At 42.3% G+C, this 22,042-nt stretch carries 15 protein-coding genes; 8 read left to right on the top strand and 7 right to left on the bottom strand.

What is annotated here, in order from left to right:
• Nucleotides 1–64: 64 nt before the first annotated feature.
• Together CTER_RS26805 and CTER_RS06990 are read right to left on the bottom strand one after the other, a co-directional pair.
• Nucleotides 65–421 (bottom strand): hypothetical protein, encoded by a 357-nt coding sequence (locus CTER_RS26805; RefSeq protein WP_004624590.1) that lies wholly within the window; start codon nt 419–421, stop codon nt 65–67.
• Nucleotides 418–3,402 (bottom strand): glycoside hydrolase family 10-like protein, encoded by a 2,985-nt coding sequence (locus CTER_RS06990; RefSeq protein ID WP_004624641.1) that lies wholly within the window; start codon nt 3,400–3,402, stop codon nt 418–420. The genes CTER_RS26805 and CTER_RS06990 overlap by 4 nt, the downstream gene beginning before the upstream one ends.
• A gap of 266 nt (nt 3,403–3,668) precedes the next feature.
• Here CTER_RS06990 and CTER_RS06995 point away from each other — a divergent pair, with 266 nt between their 5' ends.
• Nucleotides 3,669–4,625 (top strand): ROK family protein, encoded by a 957-nt coding sequence (locus CTER_RS06995; RefSeq protein ID WP_004624560.1) that lies wholly within the window; start codon nt 3,669–3,671, stop codon nt 4,623–4,625.
• A gap of 31 nt (nt 4,626–4,656) precedes the next feature.
• Nucleotides 4,657–6,174 (top strand): DUF4127 family protein, encoded by a 1,518-nt coding sequence (locus tag CTER_RS07000; protein WP_004624704.1) that lies wholly within the window; start codon nt 4,657–4,659, stop codon nt 6,172–6,174.
• A gap of 57 nt (nt 6,175–6,231) precedes the next feature.
• On the opposite strand, the gene CTER_RS07005 is transcribed toward CTER_RS07000, so the two are convergent.
• Entirely contained in the window at nt 6,232–7,080 is an 849-nt protein-coding gene (locus tag CTER_RS07005) for a MurR/RpiR family transcriptional regulator (RefSeq protein ID WP_004624547.1), read from the bottom strand.
• A gap of 182 nt (nt 7,081–7,262) precedes the next feature.
• A complete protein-coding gene (locus CTER_RS07010) occupies nt 7,263–7,913 on the bottom strand; it encodes a hypothetical protein (RefSeq protein WP_131469381.1) in 651 nt (216 codons plus the stop codon).
• 241 nt (nt 7,914–8,154) lie between these two features.
• Here CTER_RS07010 and CTER_RS07015 point away from each other — a divergent pair, with 241 nt between their 5' ends.
• The 3 genes from CTER_RS07015 (at nt 8,155) to CTER_RS07025 (ending at nt 12,757) form a co-directional block, all read left to right on the top strand.
• A complete protein-coding gene (locus CTER_RS07015) occupies nt 8,155–9,534 on the top strand; it encodes an ADP-ribosylglycohydrolase family protein (protein ID WP_004624618.1) in 1,380 nt (459 codons plus the stop codon).
• 59 nt (nt 9,535–9,593) lie between these two features.
• Nucleotides 9,594–11,480, top strand: a complete 1,887-nt coding sequence (locus CTER_RS07020; RefSeq protein WP_004624695.1) for a beta-N-acetylhexosaminidase — start codon at nt 9,594–9,596, stop codon at nt 11,478–11,480.
• 194 nt (nt 11,481–11,674) lie between these two features.
• Nucleotides 11,675–12,757, top strand: coding sequence for a response regulator transcription factor (locus CTER_RS07025; RefSeq protein ID WP_004624558.1), 1,083 nt, complete (start codon nt 11,675–11,677; stop codon nt 12,755–12,757).
• Here the strand turns inward: CTER_RS07025 and CTER_RS07030 are convergent.
• On the bottom strand, nt 12,746–13,852 hold the full coding sequence (locus CTER_RS07030) for a sensor histidine kinase (RefSeq protein ID WP_004624666.1): 1,107 nt from the start codon (nt 13,850–13,852) through the stop codon (nt 12,746–12,748). The two genes, CTER_RS07025 and CTER_RS07030, sit on opposite strands and share 12 nt — an antisense overlap.
• A gap of 177 nt (nt 13,853–14,029) precedes the next feature.
• On the opposite strand from CTER_RS07030, the gene CTER_RS07035 reads away from it, so the two are divergent.
• Complete coding sequence (locus tag CTER_RS07035; protein ID WP_004624537.1) at nt 14,030–16,990, top strand: hybrid sensor histidine kinase/response regulator; 2,961 nt, start codon at nt 14,030–14,032, stop codon at nt 16,988–16,990.
• Nucleotides 16,991–17,117: 127 nt separating this feature from the next.
• On the opposite strand, the gene CTER_RS07040 is transcribed toward CTER_RS07035, so the two are convergent.
• On the bottom strand, nt 17,118–17,480 hold the full coding sequence (locus tag CTER_RS07040) for a VOC family protein (protein WP_004624716.1): 363 nt from the start codon (nt 17,478–17,480) through the stop codon (nt 17,118–17,120).
• 151 nt (nt 17,481–17,631) lie between these two features.
• On the opposite strand from CTER_RS07040, the gene CTER_RS07045 reads away from it, so the two are divergent.
• The gene (locus CTER_RS07045) at nt 17,632–19,137 is read left to right on the top strand and encodes an Ig-like domain-containing protein (protein WP_004624599.1); all 1,506 of its coding nucleotides are present in this window, start codon (nt 17,632–17,634) and stop codon (nt 19,135–19,137) included.
• A gap of 217 nt (nt 19,138–19,354) precedes the next feature.
• Here the strand turns inward: CTER_RS07045 and CTER_RS07050 are convergent, their stop codons facing one another.
• Nucleotides 19,355–20,395, bottom strand: coding sequence for an HD-GYP domain-containing protein (locus CTER_RS07050; RefSeq protein ID WP_004624637.1), 1,041 nt, complete (start codon nt 20,393–20,395; stop codon nt 19,355–19,357).
• Between the two features lie 165 nt (nt 20,396–20,560).
• Between CTER_RS07050 and CTER_RS28720 the strand changes: the two genes are divergently transcribed.
• Nucleotides 20,561–21,829 (top strand): helix-turn-helix domain-containing protein, encoded by a 1,269-nt coding sequence (locus CTER_RS28720; protein WP_004624588.1) that lies wholly within the window; start codon nt 20,561–20,563, stop codon nt 21,827–21,829.
• Nucleotides 21,830–22,042 lie beyond the last annotated feature (213 nt).

The raw sequence follows: 22,042 nt of genomic DNA on the forward strand, positions 1-22,042 counted from the left end.
CTTAATTATATATAAAAAGAAAATTTTCTTCAAGTATTTATTTTATGAAAATATTTTTCTTTTTTTATTTTATTTTGAGTCTTATTTTGATATGCTGCTCTTTTTTGTCATATTTATAGATAAAGTTTTTTGATATGGATACTGTAACATCCACACACCCCTGGGCTTTAATCACAATTGAACTGCCGTTTACCTGTGCTATCTCCGGGTTGCTTGAGCTGACCTTGAATTGTGACGGGTCAAGATACATTATAATATCCTTTCCATCCTTGAAGGCCGCTCTGACTTTAATTTCTGCAGATTTTCCAACTTTCATTTCCTCTTCTGGCGGCAGCTCAAGTGTAAAATGGTCTATGGCATGCTTCTCATAGAACTCTTCATGGTTTATATAATTTACAAGTATACTGCTGCAATATGTCATATCCTCCAATATCCTTTTTTAACCTCTTCATTCATACTCTTTGAAAGAGTTACCGTTTCAATTATTTTTTCTATGGATTTTTTAATTGCTTTTGCTTCTGAAGGATTTATGCCGGAGCAATTATTATCAGCAGCCGGAATAGAATTCAACCTGTCAGCCAGTGAAGCCGCCTCTTTTGCAGAAATGCCTTTATTGGGCAAATAGATTTCACCTATTTTTCTTTTAACCCCATTAACAATGGTTTTTACAGAGAGTGCAGGCTTATCGTCCCAAACAACTGCGGCATTTCTGAACAGGCCCTCCTTTAACGCACTGCCGTATCCTGCGTTCATGAGCGATTCATATTCAAAAAGAGCTGTACCGTCTGCTCCATTTTCTGCGGCAGTTGCAATCTGGCCTGCAAGCATTTCGCTGCTGAGCCCTATTCCGGTTCCCAAACCCATTGTAGCGTATGCATGGCCCCTGGAAAATTCAACAGTGTTCAATATATCCTCCCTGGTGGACGTGGTATCCATTGTATATGACATTGGTATGATATTGTCTATATATCCTCCGGACACCCACTTTACCGGCTCCTGCATCAGGCTGGAAGGCCCTGCTTCATAGTTAGGCCATACATCGGCAGAGATCTGTATATCGGGCTTTACAGCTCTGACTTCTGAAACCACCCTGTAAACAAATGTATTAACAATATTGGCCCTGAAAGCACACCAGCTTTCCCAGAGCGGATCTCCGGGCCTGATGTTTATAGGATCGGCTCCATTTGCTTTTTTAAATAATTCCCTTGTATAGGTATCATAGCCAAAATCATTTGACCCGTCGCCTCCGTCGGGATAACGCACATAATCCAGCTGAAGCCCGTCGATATCATACTTTTTGACCAGTTCGGAATATATGCTCATTATGAAGTCACGGGTTTCAGGCAATGCCGGATTTGCAAAATAATATTTGATGTTATACATGTCAACAAACTGGAAATTATCGCCCTTTCTGCTTATCAGCAGCCATTCCGGTTTTTTTGCATACACGGGACCTCCATCAAATGTACCCGAATCACCGATAAAAAAGTTTTCAACCCAGGAATGCACTTCCATTCCTCTCTTATGAGCTTCGGACAAATATGCACCCAGTACATCAAAACCGTTATACATGGGATTCTGTTCTGTTATCTTGTTTTCTGTAGGAAATATGGTATAGCCTCCCCACCAGGTTTCCAGATATACCGTATTTATATTCAGTGCCTTCAGTTTGTCCAGATGTTCGGACACCTGCTCCAGCCGGGTTTCCTTTGGCCTTATCCAGACCGCCCTGGTTTCAACACTTTTTGACTGGTAGTTTGCAAAATGGGCCTTATCGGAATTCTGCTCGATCCGGCCGGTAATTTCAACCAATTGCTTGTAGTCCCTTTCCCTTAACCGGTCGCTTGCACTTTGCACAAGCAGTTCTGCATTGTCTATGTATTCCTGTACCTTTGCATAGGGCACATCAAGGAATTTTGTCCGGGACACCCCAAGTTCCTGTTTTACCGTATCAATTTTAATTACCACCCTGTCAATCATGGATTCAGGGGTAAACAGCACCAATACTGTTTTATTGGTTTTGTCCATTATGACACTCGACCCGATCAGAGCATGGTTCTTCAGCCAATCGGCCTTTATCCCGTGGCCTGACAATACCAATCCGTCTTTTGGGATCTGCGAATTATTTCCACCCGTCTTTACAATCCGGTTGTCTTTATTCACCGTAACCTCATAGCCCCAGGGGTTGGTACCTGTTGTACTGCCGTATGTGCCGTCATAAACAATAAGCTGATCGGCTCCCCTAAAACCGGGATATCCGCTGTTGCCGGCATCATCCCAGCCTGCCGGGTTATCTTCCCTGCTCCTGGGATTCAAGCTGTCATAGGGTGTTTTGCCTGCATTATACAAAAATGTGTTATTTGCAGACAGCTCTATTGAATCTCCCACCTTTACATTTCCGTCTAATTTTGCAAAGTACGGACTGTCAGCCTGAACAGAGATGACATACCCTTTTTGAGGTATGGAAGAATTATTGTCCAGATATACCCCATCCTTTGAGTTAATAGCAGTATACCCTGTTACTTTGCCATTTTCAGCTGTGATTTCCAGCCCCCAGGGATTTGTGCGCGTGGTGGCACCATAGGAGGTTTCATAGAGGATAACCTCGCCTGTGCCCCTTTCGGTATTTTTCTTGTTTATTTCATATATTGAACCATTAATTTTGAAATACATGGGAGGCAAGGTCTGAACTTCAAGATTTATCAGAGTAACCTTTTCTCCGACCTGTAAATTGCCGACAAACTCCTTAGCAGAACCTGACCCCGATATTACATATCCGTTTTCAGGTATGTACGTTCCGGTACCTCCGCCGCTGTTTTTCTCCGCTACAATGTTATTTGCAATTACTGCTTCTTCAGTATCAGTCCCAAATACACCGGTATTTTCCCCATAGTTAATAGTATAAATAGTTAGTTTGTTACTTTCATGCTCCTTATCCACCGAATCTATGGCATGCTGTGTACCATTTTCAGCCGACACCAGCTGTCCGGTTATAGCCTGGGGCAGGGAATAACCGTTGATATTCACTTCCTCACCGGTTTTTAAATTATCCAGAATCCATGTTTCACTGGTGCCATGCCCAAACAGCACGAACCCGTTGTAGGGAATTTTTACAGCACCCGCTCTGTCCCTGATTTCTGTCAGAACATATTTCCCATCCTTATAATCCGCTATGGCCGCAGCACACCATACATTTGAATCAGTCAACTGTGCGGCGTTATCCCTTGTAAAAAGAATCAGCTCATCTGCAACCTGGATAGGCCTGTTGACAGCGCTGACCTTTACAGTGCTGCCATTCTCAGCAGACACACTGATGTCTTGGCTCTCAGCATGGGATAATGGAGTCATGACACCCACTGCCAGCAAAACACACAAAAATAATGCCAGGATTTTCTTACACATGTCTTCTCCTCCTCAGGCATGATTAAACAATAAAACTCCATCTCAAAAATAAATATTTAATATTTAATCATGCATTTTTAATTATTGAATTTTTTAATTCATAATGATAGAATATTCTAAACTAAAAGAAAATTTCCTTCTTTTTATGCAAATATGTTGAAATAATTATTCTTATTTTTTATTCTTTTTCCGACACTTTTTATGTAAAATATAAATAAGGCGATATTAAAAGAAGCAATTACAGATCAAAAAAGGACGGGCCGTTTATGGAAAATTTAGCCATAGGTATTGATATCGGAGGTACAAACATTAAGGGAGGTGTGATCAGCAGCAGAGGTGAAGTTATCATTTCGGACAAGATTTCAACACAGGCCAAAAAAGGTTTTTCCCACACCTTCCTGCTTGTCAGGGAATTAATCGGCAAACTTATAGCCGGTTCTGCAGATATGGGCAGAATTTGCGGCATCGGCTGTGCTACAGCAGGTCAGGTTGATCACAGGCTTGGCAAAGTGGTTTTTGCAACCGACAACCTCCCCGGTCTCAGCGGTTTTCAGCTTAAAAACGAAATTCATGAGGCTTTCAATTTACCCGTTGCCGTTGAAAATGACGTTAATGCTGTGGCGCTGGGAGAACATTGGATGGGTGCGGCTGCGGGACTTGAAGACTTTATCTGCCTTACTCTGGGAACAGGCGTAGGAGGTGCCATCTTTAGAAATGGAAGTATTGACTACGGAGCTGCCGATATCTCAGGTGAATTCGGACACTTCAGTATCAATTTTGACGGTCCCTTATGCAACTGCGGAAATAAAGGCTGCTTTGAGCAATACGGCTCTGTTACCGCACTGATTCAACAAATGCGTCAAAGCCTTGCGGAAGGAGAAAAATCTCTGGTAAGCGACCTTGTGAAAGGCGACCCTCAAAAAATAAACGGAGAAGTTATCTTCGAGGCCAAGGAACTGGGCGATGCCCTGGCTTCGGCTATTGTGGACGATTATATACTGCATCTGTCGCTTGGTATTGTGGGCCTGCTCCATATATTAAACCCGGGCGGAGTAATTATCGGCGGTGGAATAACACGGCTCGGAGAAAAACTGATTGGCCCTTTGACTCAAAACATTATTAAAAGAGCCATGCCGAAATTTACTGAAAATTTGTTGATTAAAAATGCAAGACTTGGTGATAACGCGGGAATCATCGGAGTAGTCAGAAGGCTTTTTATTTAAAGCTGCTTATAAATAAATTTGGAGGCTGATTATGAAAAATATCATATACGTACCGCTGGACGAAAGACCCTGTAATTATAAATTCATGCCCATGCTTGCCAGGGGTACTGACTATAACGTTCTGGTCCCGCCCCCGGAGCTTCTTGGCAGGAAAAAAACACCTGCCAATGTGGATGCTCTCTGGAGCTGGGTTTTTGAAAATGCCGTATCAGCAGAAGGAGCTATTCTTTCAATCGATATGCTTGTCTACGGAGGTATTATTCCCTCAAGACTGCACAAGCTGTCGGCGGCCGAAGGTAAGGCTGTTCTGGGAAAACTGCGCAAGCTCAAAGCATTAAACGTATCTCTGAAAATATATGCTTTCAATCTTATAATGAGATGTCCCTCCTATTCCAGCAGTGACGAAGAACCTGATTACTACCAGGACTTTGGAACCGAAATATTTAAAAGCGGATTTTTGGGGCACAAAAATGAATTAAACGAGACTACAAAAGACGAAGAAACCGAGTATGCTCTCATTGCCAACCGGCTTCCGGCCCAAATACTTCAGGACTATACAAGCCGCAGAAAAATAAATCTTGAAATTAATAAACTTTCCGTAGACCTGTTAACGGAAGGCACAATTGATTTTTTGGTTATCCCCCAGGATGATTCGGCACCTTACGGTTTTACAGCAATAGATCAGTCAAAGCTGAGGAATTATATCGGTGAAAAAAACGCAGGTCTTAAGGCGTACATGTATCCTGGTGCCGACGAGGTAGGAATGACGCTGTTTGCAAGAATGGTGAACGAGGCGGCAGATTGCCGTCCCAGCGTATACCTGAGGTTTTCAAGCATACGTGCCCCCTTTGTCGTCCCTCTATATGAAGACAGACTTCTGTATGAGAGTATAAAATACCATGTGCTCTGCGCCGGGGGCCTGATTTGTGACAGCCTGGCCGACGCCGATATGGTCCTTATGGTAAATGCCCCTGCCGAAAAAATGCTGGAGGCCAATCAACAGCAAACAAAAGGTTCAAACTATACCGTCGGCAGAAATCTTATAGAATTCGTGGAATACATGGATTTTGTCATCAATACAAAAAAACTGACGTGTGCCGTGGCCGACGTTGCCTTTGCCAACGGCAGTGACCTGGAACTGCTGAATTATATAAAGCAGAAAAACCTGCTTTACAAGCTCTCCTCCTATGCCGGTTGGAATACCAGCTCAAACACACTGGGGACCGCAATAACCCAGGCCTTTATCTGCCGCCTGTACGGTGCCACACAGTCCCATTATGATTTTTTAGGCCTTCGGTATGTGGAAGATGCGGCATACTGTGCACAGGTTCGCCAGCTGGTAACAGAGCGTTATCTGCCCGGTATGCAGTTAAATTATTTCAAAACGGATGGCCCCAGAGGAAAGGCAGCCGAAATAGTTAAACAGGAACTTCAGAAATTCAGTGACAGCTATCTCGGTGATGCCCGGCATAATATTGTCATAAACGATGTATATATGCCCTGGTCCAGAATGTTTGAAGTTGGGCTGGACGTGGAAGTAAAAGGTTAGTGGAATGTATATAAATGTGTAAATTAAAAGATCCAGCTGCCGGAACAGCTGGATCTTTTAATACAATTTCGGCAAAACAGCTTCGGCTGTTTTGTTGAGCATATCAAATGCCAGATCGCCCCTTTTTATGGCCACTGCAGTATAGAATATATCCAGCACCTGCAGCTGGGCGATCTTGGACGTCAGTGCACCGCTTCGAAGAGGAGTTTCTTCTGCGGAGGTAAGCAGTATGGCATTGGCATACTTGGTAATGGGAGATTTTTCATAGTTGGTTATGGCAATTGTAAATGCACCTGCTTTTTTAGCCAGAGCAAGAGAATCCACCGTATCCTTTGTGCTGCCGCTGAAGCTTATGCCGATGGCAACACTTTTTGAGTCCAGATTCACCGCCGACATGTTTTGCAGGTGCGGGTCACTGAAGGATTCACACTTAATGCCTATTCTCATAAACTTGTATTTGGCGTCTCCGGCAGTAAAGGCAGAAGCACCGACTCCGTAAATATCAATCCTGTCTGCTGCCAGAATTGCGTTGATGGCCTTTTCCATTGCCGCTGTGGAAAGTATTTTGGAGGTATTTTTTATTGCTTCAATATTTGCAACGGTTATTTTGTTGATAATTTCCTCGATATTGTCATCCCCATGAATTTTTTCATGCAGATTTTCCTGGGGATTTACACATTCCCTTGCCAGAACAAGCTTAAACTCCTGATAACCCTTCAGATTTATCTTCCTGCAAAATCTCACTATTGAGGTTTCACTGACTTCACAGTTTTCGGAGAATTCGGTTATGGACATATAAATAATCTCAATCTCGTGTAAAAAAATATAATCTGCTATTTTCTTTTCGATTTTAGAAAAACTGCTGTAAAGACTTCTTATTTTTAATAGGCACTGTTTGTCCTGCATTTTTCACCTCGTTATTTTTTAATAATGCTTGAGAAATTATAGTTATTTTTTCAATCCTTTTGAGACAATGCATTGAAAAGTCAATTTTCAAAATTATATATTTATTTATATAATCATACAATATATATATAATTTACTATATCTAATTTGCATAATAATTTTTTGAAATTTTTAGTAAATAATTAAATTTGCCTTATAAGTTCCAGCATTTTTTTCCTTAATATTTTTTCAGCATCCCGCCTGAGCCAGCTGCCCCAGTAGGAATATCCGCCCTGGTCATAGGCTTCTGCCGTTGTCATATAACCCATATATCCGTTTACCTGATCCAGCACAATCAGCTTATTTCCCATGCTTTGAGCCTTTAACCACTGGCAGGTCTCTGTCAGGCACTCCCCCGGAAGTCCGGCAAATACCAGTCCGTTAAGGGATACTGCCTCAATTTCCGCAATAACCGTCCGGCTTTTCAGTTCCGAATCGGTAATTCCAACCCAGCTATTAATAATTGTGCTGATACAGCTCTGATGCATCTTCTCATCAATCAGCCTTTTTATTAAGGCAGGCGGTGCTGCATTTTCCAGAGCTTTATCCAAATTCTTTGCTGAGGCTTTAATTTGTTCTTCTCTATTTCGGGAAGCCTCAAGGGAATGGGGCATGGAATCCCGCATGGGCAGCTCCGCTTTTCCTGCTCTTGTGACGGTCAGTTTAATATCCTCCCATACCCCCGGCGTACTATTCCATACCTCAAGAAATGCACGGGCTATTTCATTTCCTATGCGAAAGGCCTCCCGGTCGCATGCGGCATAGGTCGTCATTCCTTCATAACCTTTTCGCACAGAAAGATTGCCGCAAGGGCCATTGACATTTATACTCTTAAAAAACTTGTTTCCAAGTCTGCAGCTAAAACAAATTCATAAATATGAAGATTATATTTTTCTTTAACTATTATATTGAAAATTATTTTCACATTTAATATAATCATTATATAATATAAAATAGATTGAAGCAATAAAATATATCGTGAATGTAAATGTCTTCCTCCTGTTCAGACGGTGGGAAAACATCATGGAGGTAAACATGCTGAAGGAGCAACCCTGGCTGAACTATGGAGATTATCTGGATCTCGAGCTTTTACAGGCTGTGGATGAAGGACGGGACGTTAAGGACATAATTGAAACTGTCGACGAAATAAAGAATATGAATCCCCTTGATGCTAAGAGAGAAGTACTGGCAGCTGCCTTTTTGGACAGGATTCAGCATTTGCAAATCAAAAAGGATTACCGCTTTTTTGAACCTTCGGAGCTCGAAACCATAAAAGCATCCAGACCAGCACTCCGTCCGGATTTAAATGTCAAATTGTTGTCCGAACACATAGAAGCCCTGAGTTATGATAAAATATACGGCGCCTGGCTTGGAAGGTGTGCAGGCTGCCTTTTGGGCCAGCCGGTCGAGGGCTGGTACCGGGAACGTATTAACGGACTTCTGAAGGCTACTGGCAATTATCCCGTAAACTATTACATATCTTCCGACATTTCCGGGGAACTTCGCAAAAAGTATGATGTCAGTGATGAGGGCGGCGTTTATGGCAGCAGCATTAAGAACTGGATAAATAATGTGCAGCATATGCCTGAAGACGACGATACAAACTACACCGTTATGGGACTTAAAATACTTGAGCAATACGGGATGGCTTTCACCCCGGAGGATGTTGCGGAATGCTGGCTTTCAAACCTTCCCATCCTCCACACCTGTACTGCCGAGAGAATTGCATACAAAAATATTATAAATCTGATATATCCCCCTCATTCGGCCAGCTGCAGAAATCCGTACAGGGAATGGATAGGCGCACAGATAAGAGGTGATTTTTTCGGCTATATCACCCCCGGAGACCCTGAGCTCGGGGCCGAGCTGGCCTGGAGAGATGCTTCAATTTCACATGTTAAAAACGGTATATACGGTGAAATGTTCATTGCTGCCATGCTGTCTGCTGCTGCTTTGCTGAATGACCCGTATAAAATCATTGAATGCGGCCTGTCACAAATCCCGGAAAAATCCCGATTATCTGAAGCAGTTAATGATGTTCTCTCCTGGAAAGAGCTTGGTTTGAACTGGGAACAGGCTATTGACAGGGTACATAAGCTCTTTGACGAAAAGACGGGTTACCACTGGTGCCATACCATCCCCAATGCTGTGATTGTCTGCATAGCCCTGATATATGGAGAGGCGGAACTTGAAAAATCCATAGGTATAGCCGTTATGGCCGCTTTTGACACAGATTGCAATGGGGCTACGGCAGGTTCAATAGTAGGAATGATTAACGGAGCCAGCGGACTTTCCGACAAGTGGATCAAACCCCTTAACAACAAATTAAAATCAGGTGTGGACGGCTTCGGCCTGGTGGAGATATCCGATCTTGCAAGACGTACGGTTGATATGGCAAAAAAAGCAAAGGCTTAAAAAGAATTGAAGTCAACTTTTAAAGAAACTTTTAATATTTGAAAAAGAGGTGTTTGGGGATGAAATTTAAATTTACCGGTTATACTGATTTTTTTGATAAGGGTATTGAAATATTTGGCAGGATGCTGGCTTTTGAAATATCTTCGGACGGTATTGCCGTGGCATTGGAGCAAAGGCCGGGAGCCCTCGAGGTCAGCTTTTCAAACAACAGCGGGTGTATCAGGTTTGATAGGAAAATACATCTTTACAGAGGTCTGGGGCTGCTTATTGAAAATCTGAGAAAGGGCAGCAGCTTTCACATTGTTGAGCAGCCTCAATTTGATATGGACGGGGTCATGGTGGACGTTTCCAGAAATGCCGTCTTAAAAACCGAAAACATTAAACAGCTCCTGGAAAAAATGGCTGTTATGGGCCTGGATACCTTAATGCTCTACACCGAAGATACCTATAAGGTTGACGGCCTTCCCTATTTCGGCTATATGCGGGGGAGCTACTCATACGAGGAGTTAAAGGAGTGTGATGACTATGCCGACATATTTGGTATTGAAGTCATACCCTGCATCCAGACACTGGCCCATATAGACCAGGCACTCAAATGGAATTTCGCAAAGGATATCAAAGATACAGAGGATATTCTTCTCGTGGGCAGCCAACAGACTTACGAATTTCTTGAAAAGCTTATTCAAGCAATAACCAAGCCCTTCAGAAGCAAAAAAATACATCTGGGTATGGATGAAGCTCATTTTCTCGGGTTAGGCAAATATCTCGATAAGCATGGTTACAGGAGAAGGTTTGACATCATGTCCGAACATCTTCAAAGGGTTACCGGAATTACAGACAAATACGGCCTGGAACCCATGATCTGGAGCGATATGTATTTCCGGCTGGGTTCCAAAACCGGCGATTATTATGATATGAATGCTGTCATCCCCGAGGATGTGCCCGGCAAAATCCCGGCAAACCTGTCCCTGGTCTATTGGGATTACTACCATAATGATGAAGCCTCCTACCTGCGCCTTATCAAAAGCAACAAACAGTTAAAGCAGGATATTATTTTTGCCGGCGGAATATGGGCCTGGAACGGCATATGCGTAAACTACGGAAAGACATTTGTAACGACCAATGCTGCCATGAGCGCTTGCAAAAAAGAAGGGGTAAGAAAAGTCATTGCTACCATTTGGGGCGACAATGGCGCCGAAACCAATATTTTTTCTGCTCTGCTGGGTCTGCAGCTTTTTGCGGAACATGGATACAATCCTCAAATTGACATGGATAAACTGTATGAAAGATTTGAATTCTGCACCGGCGGAAATGTGCAGGCATTTCTGGATATTTCCTTGATAAATCAGGCACCCGGAGCAGCAGGCATATTCCATGATGTTGCTAATCCTCCCAAGTATATTTTATGGCAGGATATCCTTATGGGTTTGTTTGACAAACATCTGGAAGGGCTGGATTTGCAAACCTATTATTCAAAGCTTGAGTCAAAATTTATAAACTACGCCTCTGCCAGCGGCCAGTGGAGATTTATCTTCCAAATGCTGCATAAGCTGTGTACGGTTCTTAGTCTTAAAAGCAGTATAGGAATTGAACTGAAGGCCGCTTACGACAGTGGGGATAAAAAGCATCTTGGGATAATAGCAGCCGACAGTCTGCCCAAACTATATAATTCAATTGATGAATTGCGGGCAGCTCACAGGGAGCAGTGGTTTCACACCTACAAGCCCTTTGGCTGGGAAATACTTGACATACGTTACGGCGGATTATTGGCCAGGGTGAATACCGCTCAATTCAGAATCAATGAATTTTTAAAAGGCAGCATAGCTTCCATTGAGGAACTGGAGGAGGAGCGGCTCTGGTTCGACAACTCCGAAATGCCTGAAGGCAAAGGTCTGGGGCACTGCAATCTCTATCACAGGATTATTTCAGCAAGTCCCCTCGGTTGATGGAGTGCACCATAAAAGCCATATATCCTTCTATTGGTCATAATATGAAAGGATTCAATAATTGATGCTCCTTGCCAGCTTTGGAATTTTTCGCCCTAAATTAGTGTGATTCAGCCGCAAAAAACCCATCTTTAAAAATTGGTTAAATTAAAGTATTATAGTATTAATGTGGTTCGGAAGACAGGGGACGTAAAATGTACAGAGCACTTATAGTTGATGATGATAGGGCAATCCGGTACGAACTGAAAAAATCGTTTTTATTTGGTCTGCATGGCTTTGTTATTGCCGGTGAAGCAGGAGATGGAAAGGAAGCTCTTGAGAAAATAAGCTCCTCGGAGTATGATATAGCGTTTGTTGATATCAGGATGCCCCGAATTGACGGCATCCAATTTATCAGAGAATTGCGGAACGGCGGGAATGATTTGTGTGTTGTGATTATCAGCGGATCCTGTGATTATTCTTTTACACGTCAAGCCATAAGGCTGGGCGCCTTTGATTATCTGCTAAAGCCTATAGAAGCAGAAGAGCTTGATGAGCTGTTAAGCAATGCAAGACTGTTCCTGGATGAGAAGGGTGAAAACCGCAGACTGGCCGAGCACACCAGACTTCAGCTGGAAGAAAGCCTGAAACTGCCGTACTCGGTTCAGGAAGAGCAGGAATTATTCAGACTTATAAAAGAGAGCAGCCAAAGTGCTGAAGCATATGCAGCCAGCCTTGCCTTAAGGCTGGCTGCTTTCTATGAAGAGGACGGTTTTAAACTGTCAATAGTGCTGGAAAACAGCTTGAAAAATTTATACGGGCTGTTTTTATCCGATATGTCCTGGCTGGACAAGCTCCAGGTCAAGGGTTTCGAAGCTTCCCTAAAGCCGCTGGAAAGTACCTCGGCAATAATTACCGCATTCACTTCCAATATAAAGGGACTGGCAGAATTTATAAATGATTTGCATATCAGCGGAACAAATCCTGTTGTAAAGCTTCTCTGTGAATATTTTATAAATAATGTTGAGGGCCGGACTACTCTTGAGGATGCAGCCAGGACGCTTAATTACAGCAGCAAGTATCTGGGGAAGATCTTCCGCCAGGTGACAGGTGAAAGTGTGGTCAATTACATTACAAGAGTAAAGATGGAAAGGGCAAAAGCCCTGGTTCTGTCAGGAAAGTACAAAACCTATGAAATCAGCGAAATCATGGGGTACAGGAATACCGACTACTTTACGCGTTTATTCAAGCAGTACCACAACATGACACCAATAGATCTGAAACGGCTAACCAAATAAATTCCCGACTTCTACCTCCACCGGTAAGGTGAAACAGACCTCGGCACCCCTGTCAACTACGGCTGTTATCCAAACTCCGCCCCCGTGCAGATTTATAATTTTCTTAACACTGGCAAGTCCTATCCCGGTGCCCTCGAACTCACTTTGAGCATGAAGCCTCACAAACATTTTAAAAATGTTTGTGGCATAATTCATGTCAAAGCCCACACCATTATCTTTTATGGAAAACAAGTACTCATAGTCAATCTTTTTGCAGCTCATCTGAATTATTGACTTATCCCTGCCTCTGGAATACTTTGCCGCATTGGAAAACAGATTGACCAATACCTGGCCCAGAAGAAGGCTATCTCCATGGACCACCGGCAGCTCACCTCTTTCGAATACTATTTTCTGACCCGGGCATATCTTTTTTATTTCTTCAAAAGCCTTTTCCGAAAGACTGCCCATATTGACAGCCTCAATCTTTAAAGCAGTCCGTGAAAGCTTTGCCAGCTGCGCATATTTTTCAATAAGGTCAACAGTTTTTGACGTTTTCTCAGTCAGCATGTCAAGCAGCTCATTGATATCCTCATCATTCCGGTTTTCGACCGCCTCTTTTAAAAAGCCGGCAAGTTTCTTTATTGACCAGACAGGTGTCTTTAAATCATGTGAGATCATATGGTTGAAGCTGTCAATATCGTTATAGGCCTCCACAAGTTTATCGGTCCGCTTCTTCAGGTTTAAATGGGTCTGTATGCGTACAAGCAGCTCATTTGCATTCACGGGTTTTGACACATAATCCTGAGCACCTGCCTCAAAACCCCTTACTATATTTTCACTGTCCTTTACAGCTGTAAGAAAAATTATTGGCACCGAATGGTACCGGGGATCTTTCCTTATTAATGAACACAGCTCGAAGCCATCCATTTCAGGCATTATTACATCAAGCAGGATCAAGTCGGGGATTCCTTTCTTTAATGCATCAAAGGCCTGCAAAGCGCTGGTGGCCACCCTGACCCTGTAGTTTTTGGTCCTGATTATGGAAGCAACGAAATGTACGTGCTCAGGAGTATCATCTATTATCAGGATTTCAGGATTTTTATTTATGTAATTCAAATAATCAGCGCCCCCTTAAACTATTCATACACTGAATATCCTCAACTATTTATAAACTATTTTATGATAGAATTATATATGATACCATTATACATATTTAACCTGTTTAATTCCAATATGGTTCATGAGTAAGGGTACGGCCCGGGCCATGAATCCGCATGCCGACTGGAGGAGCAGATGAATTTAACAATTATTATACTATTGGATGCTGTTATTGTTTTCGTAATAGCAGCAGCCTTTTTCATCCCTTGTTTATTATATTATAAAAGGATTATTGCAGAAAAAAACTCTCTTTTGAGCGCAGTTCTCACTGCTCTTCCCTACGGTCTTTTCGAAATTGATATAAACGGAAACTGTCTTGATTACATGGCGGCTTCCAACGATATTATCTGTCATCAGCACTCTATAGCAGGTAAAAACATACGGGAATTTATATCCGGAGACAATTGGGAATTAATAAAAGCTGCAATGGAAACAGTTCTAAAATCAGGCAAAGAAGTGATTGAGGCTTTTCCCTACCCTGATCCCGCAGGAGAGATACACTGGTATGAAATCTCCCTGGCAGCCAGGACTCCGGCAAATGACAAAACTAAAGCCAAAAGCTTTATTGTGCTTGCCCGGGATATCACTGCCAGAGTGAAATTCCAACTGGCACTGAGGGAAAGCGAGGAAAGGCTGAAATTGGCGGCCCTTGCCGGGAAAATCGGCATCTGGGAATATGATATATCCACAGATAAATCTATAATTATCTGTAATTATATCGGAGTGGAATATCCCGAAGATCTCTTAAAGGTAAATTTTCGGGATCTTGTCCACCCTGAAGATAAGGAAATGATCAGTAAGGCATTTGCCGATTATCTTTCGGGTAAAGCCGAGGCATTTGAAGTAAACTGCCGCATCAATGCTCCGAACCTGGGCTGGCAGTGGATGCTCATATCCTGTCTGGCACTGGACAGGGACAGGAATGGAAAAATTCTCAGAGTCGCAGGCTATATAAAAAACTTTACCAGGCAGAAGAAAACCCTGGAGGGGCTTAAGTATGACAAAGCAGCAGCCGAAGCGGCCAGCCGGGCCAAAAGTGAATTCATTGCAAATATGAGTCATGAATTACGCACCCCTTTAAATGCCGTTCTGGGCCTCAGCCGCATGTTGATGAACTCCGGGCTTGATTCAAGGCAATACGATTACCTGCAAAAAATACAATATTCGGCAGAAGGCCTTTTAACCATTGTAAACGATGTTCTTGACTACTCCTGGTACAATACCCCAGAGCTGAAGCTTCAGGAAATACAATTCGACCTGTTTGAACTCATAAATAAAACTGTCAGCATCCTCTCCAACAGTATCCGGAGTAAAGGGCTCAATCTGATTATTAATATAAGTGAGGACGTGCCGGTCTCATTTATTGGCGATCCTGACAGGCTGAGGCAGATATTGCTCAACCTTGTGGGCAATGCGGTAAAATTTACTGATAAAGGCAGTATTTCAATTAATGTAAATGTATCAGCTGCCGAAACTGCCTCCTCTCAAGTTATTCTTGAATTTTCAATAGAGGATACCGGTATCGGCATCTCACCCCAACAAAAGCTGAAATTATTCAAGCCCTTTTCCCAGGGTGATCCGGGCATATCCAAAACTTACGGAGGAACCGGCCTGGGTCTTGCCATCAGCAAGAATCTTATAGAAAAGATGGATGGAAAGATAAGCCTTGAGAGCCGGCCGGGATACGGCAGCAAATTTGATTTTACCGTGGGGCTGAGACCTGCTCCGGCTGCTTCAATTCTGCCCAAACCGGAGCTCCGCGGTTCAAAAGCTGTTATGCTCATTGAAAATCCTGTTCTGCTTTCTCATACGGCCAGACTTTTAAAACTTCTTGGAATGGGCAGTATAATTGACGGAAACACTGATAATCCCCCGGCGTTTGAAGATACCGCTTTCCTGGTCTGCCAGCCGGACAGTAATGGCGTCTCCGGGCTTTCCGGGCTGGTACTGCCCCAATGTAAAGTAATAGCTGCAGGAACTTTTGAAAGAAATGAATATGATGACCTGCAGTTGATCTATCCCTTCGGTCTAAATCAGCTGCACAACTGCCTCACAGGCTTGAAGCCCGCGGCTGTGCCTGTATCGGCGGCACCCTTAAAAATCCTGGTTGTGGATGATAATGAAGTCAATCTCATGGTAGCCGAGGAATGCCTCAGCAGCGCCGGTCACCATGTCACCAGGGCTTCAAGCGGAAAGGAAGCGCTGGAAAAGCTGCAGCAGGAATATTACAACCTTGTGCTGATGGATCTGCACATGCCTGTAATGGACGGGCTTGAAACCTCCAGAAGGATCAGAAAGCTGCCTCTTGCCGGTAAACCGGTCATAATAGCACTCACTGCCGATATTGATGAAGCAGTCAGGAAAAAGGCGCTGAATACCTGGGTGGATGACTATATAACAAAGCCCTTTGATCCCGGCAAACTGCTTTTTACCATTGAAAAGTGGAGGACTGCTGCAGAAGCTGATGCACTTGACATTTCCTCAGCCCTGAAGCGGCTGGGCGGGGATTATATTGCATATATGAATATCCTTGGATTGTTCGTTAAAAATCATAAGAATTTTGTCCATGAATTGAAAACAGCACTGATAGATAAAGACTATCCCGCAGCCCTCTTATTATGTCACTCTATGAAAGGTGTGGCGGCAAATATAGGGGCGGAGTCCTTATCAATGTCGGCCGCGGCGGCGGTACAAGAGCTCAGGACCGTTGGTACGGAAAATGCTGCCCCTTTGGTTTTCCCGGTTCTGGAGGAACAATTCGGACGGGTTTATTCCTCAGCCGCCGCCCTGGCCGAGAAAAATAAAAATCTTGAAGGGCAGGCACAGGTCACCATAGATCAGATTACCGGCCTGCCGCAGCAGTCAGAAACAGCAGGTACCGACACTGTGCTGGGGGATGAACTTGAAGCTTTGATCTCACTTACGGAACGGGGTGATTTTGAAGCCTTTGAGCGTTTCAGGCTGCTTAGGCCTTTATTGCTTCAAAGCTTTGAGCAAAACAGGATGGGCGAACTTGAGGAAGCAATCCGGCAAATGGACTGGGAGGCTGCACTCAAAATTTTAAAAGAGCTTTTGAAAGGTATAAATATAAGATAAGGTCCAATGTAAAATGCAGCCTTTGGCAACTGGCCCACAGGCAGTTTTCTAAAGGGAGTTTGCAAAATGAAGTATTTTCATTTTACAAACTCCCTTTCAATGAAAAAGAATACCTGCAAAATTGTATCTACATATTTTCTACAAATTGTATTTTTAAGCCATCGGGGTCTGTCACATAGAAAAACTTCACGTGGGGGTTGGGCTGGAAAGGTCCGCTGTGAACAGCTATTCCCTTTTCCTTTACAGAGGACATCATTTCATCAATTGATGCAACTTCAAAGCCAAGTGATATATCCTTTCCAAGGTTTGCTTCATTTACGCCTTTATTATAAATCAGTTCAACCTGAGTCTCCCCTTCTCCCAAAAAAGCTATTTCCATATCTGTCCCCATACCGAAATGCCTGTTTACGGGAAGCCCCACAATTTCCTGATAAAATCGAAGGGATTTCTCCATATTTGTCACCTTTATGGTAGTCCAGCAAAATTTCATGTCATTTTCCTCCCAAGCTTGAATTTATTTTACTTCCGTATCTCTACATATATCATTATATTCAGTTTTGCAGACTTTATCAAACTTTCAGTGTCATAAATTTACATCCATGACCGCGTGTGTTAAAATGTAGATAATATGGAGGTGTATTATGAAAACAATTTCAAAAATATTTTGTCTTATCCTGGTTTTAACTTTGAGTTTGACCATTCTCGCCGGCTGTGCCACCGATGAGCTTGTACTTTTAAGTGCTTTAAGCAAGCAGCCTGAAATAACTTCGAGCGAGAGTAAAACTGACGTAACCTTTAATTTGACCTCGGAAGGCTTAAAGGATTACGACAAGGAAAGTTTTGAACAAATAGCCGCAATGCTCAATGGAATGAAAATTGAAATTAATCAAAAATCCAAAAGCAATGCCGAAAAAACCGTCTCACAGGCTCAAGCCGATTTATCCGTTGATATGAGCGGAATCAGTACCAAGGCATCCGTATGGGTTGATACAGACCTGACAGGAGATGTCCCGAAGGTTAAGGAAATATTTAAGGTTCCCTCCCTTTTGACAATGTTTATGTCTTCAGAGAACCAGGGTAAGGATTACATGGTGCTGGATACCGATAGCATGTTCTCCTCCAAGGATGCCGCTGTTTTCAACACATCCGGCAAACAACTGATGCAGTACAGCACCAAGCTGACTCCCAAGGTTATGAATTTTATCAAGGATTTTGCCAGAAACTCCAATCCCGGATTTTCCATAGTTACCGGCAAGGGAAGCAAAACCGTTGATAACCAGACAGTTTCTGTATACAACCTGAAGCTTGATGACACTACCTTTAAAAAGCTGTTATCCTATACTGTAACCAGCCTTGCCCAGAATGAAAATGCATTGAACCTGTTCAGAGATCTTTCCATGGACACCGTTGACATATCCGGCCTTTCATATATGGAAAGGATGAAAGCAAAGGGGGAAATAAACAGATCCTTTGAAAAATTCAAGGCTGAACTTCCTGAATTCCTCAAAACCTGGGACAATATCATGGCTTCGGTCAAGGATGTAAAAATTCTTGGAGACAAAGGTATAGATATTGATTTTGGAATCAACAGCCAGGGCTATATTGTCAGCGAGAGCGGTACCTGTGATTTTGTCATCAACCTGAAAGAAATCAGTGCTGCCTATGAAAACTTCAATGCTCTTGAAGACCCTGATTACATAAAGGAAGAAAGTAAAGAGGAAGGTATTATTAAGCTTGGAATTACCTTTAACACCGTTAACACTAAAATCAATAAAGATGTCGTTATTGATTTCCCGGCAGTAACTCCTGAGAATTCCTTCAATTTCAGCGATATGCTAAATACGGGCAGAAGTTATTCCAGTGTCGCTTCCCAGGAGTACAGTTACGAACCGGATACCGTAGCGCCCGATGCGCCTGTTGTAAATAAGGTTTTAAAAACATCAAAAACAGTAACGGGTAAATCAGAAGCCTTCTCAACAATTACTGTTAAAAAGGGTGAAACCGTTATCGGAGAGGGGATATCCGATGAAAAAGGAAACTTCACCGTCGACATTACTCCCGTAAAAACAAATTGTACACTGACGGTTACGGCAACCGATGTTTTTGGAAACGAAAGCAAAGCAACCACTGTAAAGGTTGATAAATAATTTCCGCAAAAACTACTGGAACTGTTGCACAATGAATAAATTTTATTCATCCGGGCAGCAGTTCCTTTTTTATTTTTAAATATAGTAAAATGGGATCTCAAGGTGAGAGAATTGCAAATAATGGATTACTGAGTTCGCGAGTTAAAAATAAAAACCCATAAAGAAGGCCATTTCTGGGCACTCCTCTACAGGTCACTTGGGGCTGTGAATACCGTTTTTATACAAAGCTCACAATCTGGGGGCTTTCATTTCTCGTTATCTTCAGGAAGGTCGAACCCACCCTTATTATAGGATTTATAATTTCATGAGGAGGTATATATACAATTTCTCCTACCTCTCCCGTGTCAAGCTGAACCTTGGCTCCCACAAGATGTGTTGAAAAATTCACCAGGAATGTGTGCAATACCGATGTATCGAATGTGCTGAGTCCTGTGGTAAGGAACATGTCGAAGGCCTCAAAAGGTGTTACCCTCTTCTTATAGGGACGATCCGAAGTCATGGCATCATATACATCTGCAATGGCAACAATTTTTGCATATTCTCCTATCCCCTCATCCTTTGCGCCTGTTGGATAGCCTGAGCCATCTATCCTCTCATGGTGCATAAGCACAGCGTTCTTTATGTTGATTCCGAAATGTGAGGACCCGTTGAGTATCTCGAAACCCAGGTAACTGTGCGTTTTAATTGTTTCAAATTCTTCGTCGGTCAGCTTGCCTCTCTTGTTGAGAAGTTCATTGTCTATTTTCATTTTACCTATATCGTGCAGCACCCCGGCCTGTATCAGGTCTATCAGCTTGGAATCCTGCATGTGAAGCCGCCTTCCGATCAGCATTGAATAAAAACCCACATTTACGCTGTGTGAATAAGTGTAGTCGTCATACCCTTTAAGCTGATTAAGGTATTGTATTATAATATCTATACCATCCAGATTATTGTAAATTGATTCGGCAATACGTTTTATTTCCTTGTATTCAAACCTTTTTCCGGCTGCAATTTTATTAAAAACCTGTTTAACTGACAGAACTGTTTCCTTGTACCCCGCAACCATCTTTTCCTTTTTTTCGTAATATCTATATGTGCGGCTTGAGTCTTTAAATATCCATACAGAAGTTATGCCGATAGTTTTTAATTTTGAAATGATGAAATCATTCAGTACTAAATTTTCTGCAGCCAAAATCAATCCTTTGTCACTGATTACATCCCTGGCTATAACGTCACCGCATCTGCAATCAAATACACTCACCCGTAATTTAGTCATATTAAACTCCTCAGGAAAATCTATCTTTGAACAAATATTGTCACATATAGTTAAAATATTGTAACTATTGTAGCATTTTGTATATTATAATACATATATGAAATAAAGATTTTTTACATTAAATTAATGTACTTTTGTACATTTACCCACAAGAAAGGAATAATTATGCACGAAAAAAGTACAGTAGGCAAAATAATCGACACCTATACCGGAACTACTCAGGTACCTGTTATGTATATTGAAGATCCCGATTCGCCCCCTACTCTATTTTCCGAGAACTACGATTACGCAGGCATTCTGGAATACGCCGACTTTGAAGAAATATCCGGCTTTCTTAAGGATTTGTTCTTCCAGCCCGCCGAATTTTCAAAGAATATTAATACATATCACACAAAAGGATACCTGGCATACATTATCGTACCCATCAGCAGTGAAAAGATAATCAAGGCTGTTTATATTGCCGGACCCATGCTCTCATATGTACCCGATACAAAAAAAATTGAAGATATCTTCACCAATAAATCCTTACCTATTCATAAAAAAGTTAAATATGAAAATTTAATAAGGACTTTACCTATTGTCTCCGAAGAAAGGCTTTGCCATCTTGGACAGCTTTTGCTGGTTTTAAGCCAATCGGAGGAAAACAGTTGGTATTCTCCTGTCCGTGAGGAATACGGAAATAAGGATATTAAAGTTACAACACTGCCGGTTAAATTAAAGGAGCACACTACAAATACATCGGAAAATGATGAGTATAATGCACTTTATGCTTTCTGCCTTAAATTGAAAGATAAGATAATACAGGGAAATATGGACGACATTGTAGATCTGCTTAACAGTCATTCAAATCTTTTATGGGATACCAGGATCATCGATGACAATTTCCGTATATTAAAAAATAAGTCCATAGTGCTTTGTGCTGTCTCATGTGTTTTTGCCGTTCTGGGAAATGCGCCGTATAAAAGGGTAATCGGATTGATCGAGAGCTTCTCGGCAAGTGTTGTCAATATGAAACAGCCACAGGAGATTATATTAAAGACCGCATATACCATTGAAACCCTGGCGTATCTGGTTTCGGTTTCAAACAGCAGCAATTATTCACTTCATATAAAGCGTGTAATGCAATACATTAAAAGCCACTATAAAGAAAAGATCACGCTTACGGTACTGGCCGAATATGTAAATCTCAATTCGGTATATCTGTCCAGTCTGATAAAAAAAGAGACCAATTTATCGCTGCTGGACAATATAAATCTCATACGCGTGGAGGAAGGAAAAAACCTGCTGATATTCACAAATAAGTCAATACAGGAAATCTCATTTGCACTGGGATATAATTATCAGAATCATTTCAACAATGTATTTAAAAAATTTACAGGTATGACACCTCTGGAATTCCGCCAGAATTACGGCCGAAACTCCTTCGAGCTGTGAGAAATAAAGTGTGCCGCGAAACAACCAAATTGCAATACATGATTAACTGTGATTATAGTGCGCGAGTATAACTTCAATAAATGGGAAGCTCAATTAAAAGTACATGCCTGAAATTTCAGGTGAAACACAAGTGTTTTAGCTGGCAAATCGGCAGGAAGCCGATTTGAGCAGCGATCCGAGACAGGAGGTCGAGTGTCCTGCGACAGCAAAAAT

Origin of the sequence: Ruminiclostridium cellobioparum subsp. termitidis CT1112 (genome assembly GCF_000350485.1) — a bacterium.
GTDB classification, from domain to species: Bacteria; Bacillota; Clostridia; order Acetivibrionales; family DSM-1351; genus Ruminiclostridium; species Ruminiclostridium termitidis.